The sequence below is a fragment of the uncultured Arenimonas sp. genome, from assembly GCF_963976025.1.
Taxonomy (GTDB): domain Bacteria; phylum Pseudomonadota; class Gammaproteobacteria; order Xanthomonadales; family Xanthomonadaceae; genus Arenimonas.
In genome coordinates this window covers 1-10156 of sequence record NZ_CAXBJS010000100.1, presented here as the reverse complement: position 1 = coordinate 10156, position 10156 = coordinate 1, and the positions used below count along the sequence as shown (strand labels likewise).

Sequence of the window (10156 nt, the reverse complement as noted above, 5' to 3'; positions counted from 1 at the left end):
GGCTCGAAGCCGCAGGTTTCGACGTGGACTACGTCGAGGTGCGGCGTGCCGACCTGTCGCGGCCGCGTTCGCCGGACGAACCGGGCCTGCTCGCCCTGGTTGCCGCCCGGCTGGGGCGCACGCGCCTGATCGACAACCTGGCCTTCGACGACGCATGAACCCGTACGCCACCTTCTGGAAGCACGCATGCTGACCGACGGACACTGGCAGGCCCTGAAGCAGCACGGCGAACGCCTGGCCGCCAAGCCGCTGGCCGAACTGATGGCCGCGGAGCCGGCGCGGGCCGGCACCTGGGCGCTGCGGGTGGGTCCGATCCACGCCAGCTTCGCGCGCCAGCGCATCGATGACGCCGCCTGGGCGCAGCTGCAGTCGCTGGCGAGCGCGGCCGGGCTCAGTGCAGCGCTGGCGGCCTTGTTCGACGGCGAAATCGTCAACCCCACCGAAGGCCGCCCGGCGCTGCACAGCGCGCTGCGCGGCGACGTTGGCCGCGGTGAAACCGCCCGCGCCGCCGCCGCCCAGGCCCGGGAAGCCCGCGAGCGCGTGGACCAGCTGCACGCCCGGCTGGCGCAAAGCCCGGTCACCGACATCGTCAGCGTGGGCATCGGTGGCAGCGACCTCGGGCCGCGCCTGGCCGTGGACGCACTGCGCGATTTCCACGATGGCCGCTTCCGCGTGCACTTCCTCACCAACGTCGACGGCAGCGCCGCGCGCCACCTGCTGGCCGGCTTGGACCCGGCGCGCACGGCCGGCATCCTGGTGTCCAAGAGTTTCGGCACCCAGGAAACGCTGCTCAACGGCAGCATCCTGCGCGACTGGCTGGGCGGCGCCGATCGCCTGTACGCGGTCAGCGCCAACATCCCGCGCACCGAAGCCTTCGGCATCGCGCCCGACCGGGTGCTGCCGATGTGGGACTGGGTCGGCGGGCGTTATTCGCTGTGGTCGGCGGTCGGTTTCGCGCTGCAGCTGGCCATCGGCCACGACGGTTTCGCGCGCCTGCTCGAAGGTGCGGCGATGATGGACCAGCACGTGCGAGAAGCACCGCCGGCGCGCAACCTGGCGGCCTGGCATGGCCTGTTCGCGGTCTGGAACCGCAATGCGCTCGGCGCCGCCAGCCACGCGGTGATGCCCTACGACCAGCGCCTGGCGCTGCTGCCGGGTTTCCTGCAGCAGCTGGTGATGGAAAGCCTGGGCAAGTCGGTGCGCACCGACGGCAGCCCGGTGCCGGTGCACACGGTGCCGGTGCTGTGGGGCGGGGCGGGCACCAATGCCCAGCACAGTTTTTTCCAGGCCCTGCACCAGGGCACCGACATCCTTCCGGCCGACTTCATCGGCGTGGTGCGGCCGGCGCATGGCTTCGACGACAACCACCATGCGCTGCTTGCGAACCTGCTGGCGCAGTCCGAGGCCCTGGCCAACGGCTCGCCCTCGGACGACCCGCACAAACGTTACCCCGGTGGCCGGCCGAACACCCTGCTGCTGCTCGACGAGCTGACGCCGTATTCGCTTGGCGCGCTGCTGGCGATGTACGAGCACAGCGTCTACGTGCAGTCGGTGCTCTGGGGCATCAATGCCTTCGACCAGTGGGGCGTCGAGCTGGGCAAGAAGATCGCCGGGGAACTGCTGCCGGCGGTGGCGGGGGATGCAGAGCCTTCCGATCCGGTCACCCGCGCCCTCATCAACGAGATTCGCTCGCGCCGCTGAAAACCGGGGTCAGAGTCGGGTTTTCCGGTTCTCGTGCCGGGCCAGGGCCCAGGCGACGTGCTCGCGGACAAGCGCGCTGGGATGCTCGCGGCGTGAGGCCAGCGCGGCCAATACTTCGGGCGTCGTCGGCGCGTTGCCCAGGGCCACGGCGATGTTGCGCAGCCAGCCTTCGTGGCCGGTGCGGCGGATCGCGGAGCCTTCGGTGCGCTGCAGGAACTCTTCTTCTTCCCAGGCGAACAGCTCCGCCAGGCTGGCCTGGTCGAGGTCGTTGCGGGCGCGGAAGTCGGGTTCGTCGTGGCGCACGGCGAACTTGTTCCAAGGGCAGGCCAGCTGGCAGTCGTCGCAGCCGAAGATGCGGTTGCCGATCAGCGGCCGCAGTTCCTCGGGGATGGCCTCGCGCAGTTCGATCGTCAGGTAGCTGATGCAGCGCCGCGCATCCACCCGGTAAGGAGCAACGATCGCGCCGGTCGGGCAGACCTCGATGCAGCGCGTGCAGGTGCCGCAGTGCGCGCTGGCGGGCACGTCCACCGGCAGCGGCAGGTCGGTGTAGATCTCGCCAAGGAAAAACCAGCTGCCGGCGCTGCGGTTGATCAGGCAGCTGTGTTTGCCGATCCAGCCCAGGCCGGCATCGCGGGCGAGCGCGCGCTCAAGTACCGGCGCCGAATCAACGAAGGCGCGATAGCCGAAGGGCCCGGTCTTTTCGGCGATGCGGTCGGCCAGTTTCTGCAGGCGGTTGCGCATCAGCTTGTGGTAGTCGCGGCCCAGGGCGTAACGCGCCACGTAGGCCCGGTCGCCTTCGGCCAGGGTCTGCCAGGCGGCGTCGTCTTCCCCGGTGCCGTAGTCGAGCCGCACCGACACCACGCGCACGGTGCCCGGCACCAGTTCGGCCGGCCGCGAGCGTTTGTCGCCGTGGCGGGCCATGTACTCCATGCGTCCGTGCTGGCCCTTGGCCAGCCAGTCGCGCAGGTGGCCGGCGTCCTGGTCCAGGCTGATGCCGGCGATGCCGACCTGCTGGAAGCCAAGCTCGGCGCCCCAGGCCTTGATGTCCTGGGCCAGGGCAAACATGTCGGCCGGGTCGTGCATGCCGGCAAGTATAGAATCCCGGCATGGCCGACATGTTCCCCCTTTACCGCGCCGACCAGGTCCGCGCGATGGACCGACGCGCAATCGAGCAGTGGGGCATCCCCGCGCTCGAGCTGATGACCCGGGCCGGTGCCGCTGCCTGGGCGCTGCTGCAGGCGCAGTGGCCGCAGGCGCGTTGCATCGGCGTGGCCTGCGGTCCGGGCAACAACGGCGGCGACGGTTACGTGCTGGCGAGGCTGGCCCGTGAGGCCGGCTGCGTGGTGCACGTGATGTCGGCGCCCGGTGGCCACCCGCGCCGCGACCCGGCCCGCGCCGCGCTGGCGGCCTGGCGCAAGGCCGGCGGGCGCGTGGAATCCTTCGACGGCATGCTGCCGGAGGTGGACGTCTGGGTGGACGCGATCTACGGCATCGGCCTGTCGCGGCCGCCGTCCGACGCCGTTCGTGCGCTCATCGAACGCATCAACGCCAGCCGCCGGCCGGTGCTGGCGCTGGACGTGCCTTCCGGCCTGGACGCCGACCGCGGCCACGCCCCGGGCGTGGTGGTGCAGGCGCGCACGACGCTTTCCTTCATCGCCGCCAAGCAGGGCCTGTACACCGGCCATGCGCGCGATGTCGATGGCGATGTGCGCGTCGACCGCCTGGGCCTGCCGCCGATCGATACCGACCAGGACCCGCCTTCGGCCTGGCTGGTGCGCGACAAGGACCTTTCCGCCTGGCTGGCGCCGCGGCACGCCAACGCGCACAAGGGCGAACACGGCCACGTGCTGTGCATCGGCGGTGAAGTGGGCATGGGCGGCGCCGTGCGCCTGTGCGCCGAAGCCGCACTGCGCACCGGCGTCGGCCTGGCCAGCGTCGCCACCCGCAGCGCCGGCGTCGCCGCCCTGGTGGCCGCCCGCCCCGAGGCCATGACCCACGCCGTGGAAGACGCCCAGGCCCTGGCGCCGCTGCTTGAACGCGCCAGCGTTCTGGCCGTCGGCCCAGGCCTCGGGCAGGGCGCCTGGGGCCGCGAACTGCTCGCCGCCTCGGTCGCCACCGGCAAGCCGGTCGTGCTCGATGCCGATGCCCTGAACCTGCTCGGCACGCACCCGGCGAAGGTGCCCCAGGCCGTGCTGACCCCGCACCCCGGCGAAGCCGGCCGGCTGCTGGGCTGCAGCAGTGCGGACGTGCAGGCCGACCGTTTTGCCGCCGCCGCCGCCATCGCCGCCCGTTACCAGGCGGTGGTGGTGCTCAAGGGCGCCGGCAGCCTGGTCGCCGCGCCGGGCCGCGTGCCGGTGGTCATCGGCGCCGGCAACCCCGGCATGGCCACGGGCGGCATGGGCGACTTGCTCTCCGGCGTCATCGCTTCGCTGCTGGCCCAGGGTCTGCCGGCCTTCGAGGCGGCCGTGGCCGGCGCGCTGCTGCACGCCACGGCCGGCGATGCCGCCGCCCGCGTCGATGGCGAACGGGGCCTGCTGCCCTCCGACCTTTTCCCGCACCTGCGCCGTCTGGCCAACCCCGCATGAGCGAACGCGAGATCGAGCTTGCCGACCCCGCGGCCACGGATGCGCTTGGCCGCCAGCTGGCCGGCTGCCAGCCGCCGGGCGCCGTGGTTTTCCTTGACGGCCCGCTGGGCGCGGGCAAGTCCAGCCTGGCGCGGGCCTGGCTGCGGGCGCTGGGCGTCACCGGCGCCATCAAGAGCCCGACCTACACCCTGGTCGAACGTTACCCGCTGCCGGCCGGCGGCGAAGCGGCGCATCTGGACCTCTACCGCCTCGCCGAAGCCGGCGAACTGGACTTCCTGGCGCTGGACGAACTGGCCGACGCCCGCCTGTGGCTGGTCGAATGGCCCGACCGTGGTGCGCTGGGCCTGCCGCCGCCCGACCTGCGCATCCAGCTGGTCATGGCCGGGGCAGGGCGACGGGCCCGCCTGCAGGCCACCAGCGCCCGCGGCGAGGCATGGCTGGCCGCCATCCCCGGATAGTGTGTTTGGGGCCACCTTCTTACCCAATTCCTAGGAAGGTGGGGCAGGTGTCGGATTCCAAAGGAAAAAGTCCTTGCATTCCCCGGATCACGGTGCTTCAATCGGCCCCATGCGCCGGATCCGGGTCCTTGCCATCTCTTTCGCCGCCCTGCTGGGCGTCGCTGCCTCCGCGGCCCAGGCCGCGCAGCTGCGTGGCGTCACGCTGGTCGAAGGGGAAACCGGCACCCACGCCGTTCTCGACCTCACGGCCCCGGCCGACTACAAGGTTTTCACCCTGGCCAACCCGCACCGCCTGGTGCTGGACCTCTCGGGATCTTCGGTGGCCAGTGGTTTCCGCGCCCCCTCGCCCAACGGCCTGGTTTCGGGCGTGCGCACCGGCAAACCCGCCGAAGGCGACCTGCGCGTGGTGCTCGACCTGGGCAGCGCCGTGCAGCCGCGCAGCCGCATCGAACGCGAAGGTGATTCGGCCCGCCTGATCGTCGAACTGATTTCCAACGACCGCCCCAGCGGCACGCCCGCGGTGGCGCGCACGCTCGAGGACGTCATCGGCCCGGGTGAGCGCAAGCTTGTCATCGCCATCGACGCCGGCCACGGCGGCAAGGACCCGGGCGCGATCGGCCCGAGCCGCAAGTACGAAAAAGACATCACCCTGGCGGTGGCGCGTGAACTGGCCCGCCAGGTGAATGCCGACCCGGGCATGGAAGCTTTCCTGGTGCGCGACGGCGACGTCTTCATCCCGCTGCACGAGCGCTACCAGAAGGCGCGCGAGGCCCAGGCCGACCTCTTCATCTCCGTGCACGCCGACGCCGCCCACAACAAGGCGGCCAGCGGTGCTTCGGTGTACGTGCTGTCGCTGCGCGGCGCCTCGTCGGAAGCCGCGCGCTGGCTGGCCGACCAGGAAAACGCCGCCGACCTGGTGGGAGGCGTTTCGCTCGACGCGCGCGACAAGAACCTGGCCGCAGTGCTGCTCGACCTTTCCCAGAACGCCACCATGCGCGTGTCCGACGACGTCGCCGAGGAAGTGCTGTCGGCGCTCAAGGGCATGGGCAAGACCCACAAAAAGCAGATCGAACGCGCCAACTTCGTCGTGCTGCGTTCGCCCGACGTGCCGTCGATGCTGGTCGAAACCGGCTTCATCACCAACCCCGGTGAAGAAACCCGCCTGTCCGACCCGGCCTACCGCGGCCGCATGGCCAGCGCCATCGTTTCGGGCGTGCGCAATTATTTCGCCAACCAGGCGCCCCCGGGCACCTGGTATGCCGCGCGCCAGGGCACCCTGGGCGGCAGCCGCCAGCACGTGGTCAGCCGCGGCGAAACCCTCAGCCTGATCGCCCAGCGCCACGGCGTGCCGATGAACTCCATCCGCGCCGCCAATCGCCTCCAGGGCGACACCGTGAAGGTCGGCGAGCGCCTGACCATCCCGGTGGCCAGCGCCACGCTGGCCGGCCTGCCCGAGTAAGCCGCGCCGCCGCTGTTATCATCGGGCCTGTTTCCGTACAGGCCCCACGCGACGTGCCGATCCAAGCCCTGCCCGACACCCTGGTGAACCAGATCGCCGCCGGCGAAGTGGTCGAACGCCCCGCGTCGGTGGTCAAGGAACTGGTCGAAAACGCGCTCGACGCCGGCGCCAGCCGCGTGGACATCGACCTTGAGGAAGGCGGCGTGCGGCTGATCCGCATCCGCGACGATGGTGGCGGCATCCCGTCCTCGGAACTGGCGCTGGCCATCTCCCGCCACGCCACCAGCAAGATCACCACCATCGAAGACCTCGAGGAAGTCGCCACCCTGGGTTTCCGCGGCGAAGCCCTGCCGTCCATCGCCTCGGTCAGCCGCTTCGCGATAAGCGCGCGGCCGCGCGGCGAAGACCAGGGCGCGCGGCTGGAAGTCGACGGCGGCCGGGTCGGTGAAGTGGTTCCGCATCCGCATCCCGAGGGCACCACGGTCGAAGTGCGCGACCTGTTCTTCAACGTTCCGGCGCGGCGCAAGTTCCTGCGCGCCGAACGCACCGAACTGGGCCACATCGAAGAATGGCTGCGTTCGCTGGCGCTGGCCCGCCCCGGCGTCGAACTGCGCATCAGCCACAACGGCCGCGCCAGCCGCCACTACAAGCCCGTGCGCGACGGCGGCGAACGCCTGCGCCGCGTTGCCGAAGCGCTGGGCGATGATTTCACCCGGCAGTGCCTGGCCGTCGAACACGCCGCCGCCGGGCTGCGCCTGCACGGCTGGGTCGGCCTGCCGACGGCCGCGCGTTCCAGCGCCGACCAGCAATATTTCTACGTCAACGGCCGCGCCGTGCGCGACCGCACCGTCGCCCACGCGGTGCGCCAGGCGTATTCGGACGTGCTCTTCCACGGCCGGCATCCGGCCTTCGTGCTGTTCCTGGAGTGCGATCCGCGCCAGGTGGACGTGAACGTGCACCCGGCCAAACACGAGGTGCGCTTCCGCGAACAGCGGCTGGTGCACGAATTCATCTACCGCACGCTGCACGAGGCGCTGGCTTCGACCCGCGCCGGCGTGGCGGCTGCCGCGGCCGAATCACCGGCCCTGGCCATGTCGTCCGGCATTTCCGCTTCTCCCGGCGGTGGCGGCTGGTCGCCGCAGCAGGGTGGGCTGGGCCTGCCCGTGCGCGAGGCGATGTCGGCCTATGCGTCGCTTTACCGCGCGCCGGAGCCGGGCCAGGCCGGTGCGGCCCTGCCGCCCGCCGCGGCCAACGAAGGCGAGGCACCGCCGCTGGGTTATGCCCTGGCGCAGCTGCACGGCATCTTCGTGCTGGCCGAAAACGACCACGGCCTGGTGCTGGTGGACATGCACGCCGCCCACGAGCGCATCACCTACGAACGTTTGAAGTCCGCGCTCGACGGCGAAGGCATCCGCAGCCAGCCGCTGCTGGTGCCGGTGTCGCTGGCGGTCAGCGAACGCGAGGCCGACGCCGCCGAACAGCACGCCGATGCCCTGGCCGACTACGGCTTCGAAATCCGCCGCGCCGGTCCGCAGGCCCTGTCCATCCGTTCGGTGCCCAGCCTGCTGGCCGACCTCGACCCGCGTGCGCTGGCGCTGGACGTGCTGGCCGACCTGCGCGAACACGGCAGCAGCCGCAAGCTCGAACAGGCGCGCAACGAGCTGCTTTCCACCCTGGCCTGCCACACTTCCGTGCGTGCCAACCGCCGGCTGACGCTGCCGGAAATGAATGCCCTGTTGCGCGACATGGAAGCCACCGAACGCAGCGGGCAATGCAACCACGGCCGGCCGACCTGGGTGCAGCTGAGCAAGGCCGAACTCGACCGACTTTTCCTCAGGGGACGCTGATGCGATCGATCCTGCTGCCCGGACTGGCCCTTTCCGCCGCGCTTGCCGGCTGCGGTGGCGGTGACGGTGAATCCAACGCGGACGCCGCCGCCCGCGCCGAACAATCGGCGCGCAACGCCTACGAGCGCGAGATCCGCGCCTGGCGCGACGAACGTGTCGAGCGCCTGATGCGCCCCGATGGGTTCCTTTCGCTGGTGGGCCTGCACTGGGTCGGTCCCGGTAGTACCTTCGTCGGTTCCGCGAAAGACAACGGCACCCGCCTGAGCCTGGGCCCACCGCAGGTGGGCATGCTGCACCTGGAAAAGGATGGCCGCGCCCGGCTGGACATCGCCAGGGGCGCCGAGATCTGGGTGGACGGCGAGCCGGCCAAGGGCAGCGTCGAACTGGTGTCCGACGCCCGCGGCAAACCCACCGTGGTTTCCTTCAATCGTGGCGACGCCAGTTTCCTGCTGATCGAACGCTCGGGCCGGCACGCCCTGCGCGTACGCAACGCGATGGCGCGCACCCGCACCAGCTTTCCGGGCATCGATTATTTCGACATCAATCCGGATTTCCGCTTCGAGGCGCGCTTCGAGGCGCACCCGCCGGGCAAGACGATGGACATCGTCAACATGCTTGGTCTGGTGGAACCGATGGCCAACCCGGGCCGGGTGTTTTTCGAGAAGGACGGCGTGACGTACAGCCTCGAGGCCCTGGACGAAGGCGACGGCCGGCTCTTTTTCGTGTTTGCCGACCGCACCAGCGGCCACGAAACCTACGCGGCATCGCGATTCGTGTACGCCGACCCGGCCGGGCCCGAGGGCACGACGGTGCTGGACTTCAACCGCGCCTACAATCCGCCCTGCGCCTTCACCGCCTATTCGACCTGCCCGATGCCGCCGCCGGAAAACCGGCTGGACCTGCGCATCGAGGCCGGCGAGAAAAAGCCCCTGCCATTCCCCCAATAAACCAAGGACCCCCGATGCGCCTGGCCTGGATCGCCTGCCTGCTGACCCTTACCGTTGCCGCCGGCTGCGCCCGCGCCGAACCGCCGCGCCCGCTGCTGTGGAAGGTCAGCGACGCCGACAACACCGTTTACCTGCTGGGCTCCTTCCACCTGCTGCGTCCGGGTGACTACCCGCTGGCGGCCAGCACCGACCTGGCCTTCGAAGACGCCGAGTCGGTGGTGTTCGAGCTGTCGCCGGCGGAAATGAACGACCCGGCGCTGGGCCAGCTTATGGGCGCCGCCGCGCGCCGCGAAGACGGCAAGCGCCTGCAGGACACCGTGTCGGCCGATACCTGGACGCGCCTGGAAGCCTGGTCGGCGCGCCGTGGCGTGCCGCTGGACAACCTGCAGGGTCTTGATGCCTGGTTCGTCGGCCTGACGATTTCCCTGATGGAAATGCAGACCCTGGGCCTGGACCCGAAGCTCGGCCTGGACCGTCATTTCGCCCAGCGCGCCACCGAGGCCGGCAAGGAAACCGAAGGCCTGGAAACCGGCGCCCAGCAGATCGCGCTGTTCGACGGCATGGATGCGGATCTGCAGCAGCAGTCCCTGGAAGACGTGCTGCTGGACGCCGAGAAGATGGAAGAAAACATCAACCGCCTTCACGACATGTGGCGGCGCGGCGACGTCGAAGGCATGGAGGCGGAAACCAACCAGCGCATGCGCGACGAATATCCCGAGCTCTATGCGCGCATCAACCGCGACCGCAATCTGGCCTGGCTGCCGGTGCTCAAACAGCGCCTGGACCGAGGCGGCAAGGACGAAGACGTGCTGGTGGTCGTGGGCGCCCTGCACCTGCTGGGCGACGACGGCCTGGTGCACCTGATGCGCGAAGCCGGCTACACCGTCGAGAGGCTCTGAACCGCCGGCCGGGGCCAGCGGTACTCGCTGGCCCGCGGCGCCGGCGGCACCAGTTCGATGCAGTCCACGGGGCAGGGCGGCAGGCACAGCTCGCAGCCCGTGCACAGCTCCGGAATCACCGTATGCATGCGCTTGGGCGCGCCGATGATCGCGTCCACCGGGCAGGCCTGGATGCATTTGGTGCAACCAATGCAGTCTTCTTCAACGATCAGGGCCAGCAGCGGCGGCTTGATGGCGCCGTTTTCCGGGTTCACCGGCTT

At 70.4% G+C, this 10156-nt stretch carries 10 protein-coding genes; 8 read left to right on the top strand and 2 right to left on the bottom strand.

What is annotated here, in order from left to right; genetic code table 11:
• A partial coding sequence (locus tag AACZ35_RS09075; RefSeq protein ID WP_339828350.1) for a pantoate--beta-alanine ligase occupies positions 1–158 on the top strand: 158 nt, incomplete at its 5' end.
• Between the two features lie 28 nt (positions 159–186).
• The gene (pgi, locus tag AACZ35_RS09070) at positions 187–1701 is read left to right on the top strand and encodes a glucose-6-phosphate isomerase (protein WP_339828349.1); all 1515 of its coding nucleotides are present in this window, start codon (positions 187–189) and stop codon (positions 1699–1701) included.
• 9 nt (positions 1702–1710) lie between these two features.
• Here the strand turns inward: pgi and queG are convergent, their stop codons facing one another.
• Entirely contained in the window at positions 1711–2784 is a 1074-nt protein-coding gene (gene queG / locus AACZ35_RS09065; protein WP_339828348.1) for a tRNA epoxyqueuosine(34) reductase QueG, read from the bottom strand.
• 23 nt (positions 2785–2807) lie between these two features.
• Here queG and AACZ35_RS09060 point away from each other — a divergent pair, with 23 nt between their 5' ends.
• The 6 genes from AACZ35_RS09060 to AACZ35_RS09035 all read left to right on the top strand — a co-directional run bounded on the left by AACZ35_RS09060 (position 2808) and on the right by AACZ35_RS09035 (position 9896).
• Complete coding sequence (locus AACZ35_RS09060) at positions 2808–4286, top strand: NAD(P)H-hydrate dehydratase (RefSeq protein WP_339828347.1); 1479 nt, start codon at positions 2808–2810, stop codon at positions 4284–4286.
• The gene (gene tsaE, locus AACZ35_RS09055) at positions 4283–4744 is read left to right on the top strand and encodes a tRNA (adenosine(37)-N6)-threonylcarbamoyltransferase complex ATPase subunit type 1 TsaE (RefSeq protein ID WP_339828346.1); all 462 of its coding nucleotides are present in this window, start codon (positions 4283–4285) and stop codon (positions 4742–4744) included. Before AACZ35_RS09060 ends, tsaE begins: the two co-directional genes overlap by 4 nt.
• A gap of 109 nt (positions 4745–4853) precedes the next feature.
• A complete protein-coding gene (locus AACZ35_RS09050) occupies positions 4854–6203 on the top strand; it encodes an N-acetylmuramoyl-L-alanine amidase (protein ID WP_339828345.1) in 1350 nt (449 codons plus the stop codon).
• Between the two features lie 53 nt (positions 6204–6256).
• Positions 6257–8050 (top strand): DNA mismatch repair endonuclease MutL, encoded by a 1794-nt coding sequence (gene mutL / locus AACZ35_RS09045; RefSeq protein ID WP_339828344.1) that lies wholly within the window; start codon positions 6257–6259, stop codon positions 8048–8050.
• Positions 8050–8997: a DUF1684 domain-containing protein gene (locus tag AACZ35_RS09040; RefSeq protein ID WP_339828342.1), complete on the top strand. Its 948-nt coding sequence runs from the start codon at positions 8050–8052 to the stop codon at positions 8995–8997. The genes mutL and AACZ35_RS09040 overlap by 1 nt, the downstream gene beginning before the upstream one ends.
• A 14-nt stretch (positions 8998–9011) precedes the next feature.
• A complete protein-coding gene (locus AACZ35_RS09035) occupies positions 9012–9896 on the top strand; it encodes a TraB/GumN family protein (protein ID WP_339828340.1) in 885 nt (294 codons plus the stop codon).
• On the opposite strand, the gene AACZ35_RS09030 is transcribed toward AACZ35_RS09035, so the two are convergent.
• Positions 9875–10156: RnfABCDGE type electron transport complex subunit B (locus AACZ35_RS09030; RefSeq protein WP_339828339.1), on the bottom strand; the 282-nt coding region annotated here is incomplete at its 5' end. The genes AACZ35_RS09035 and AACZ35_RS09030 overlap by 22 nt on opposite strands.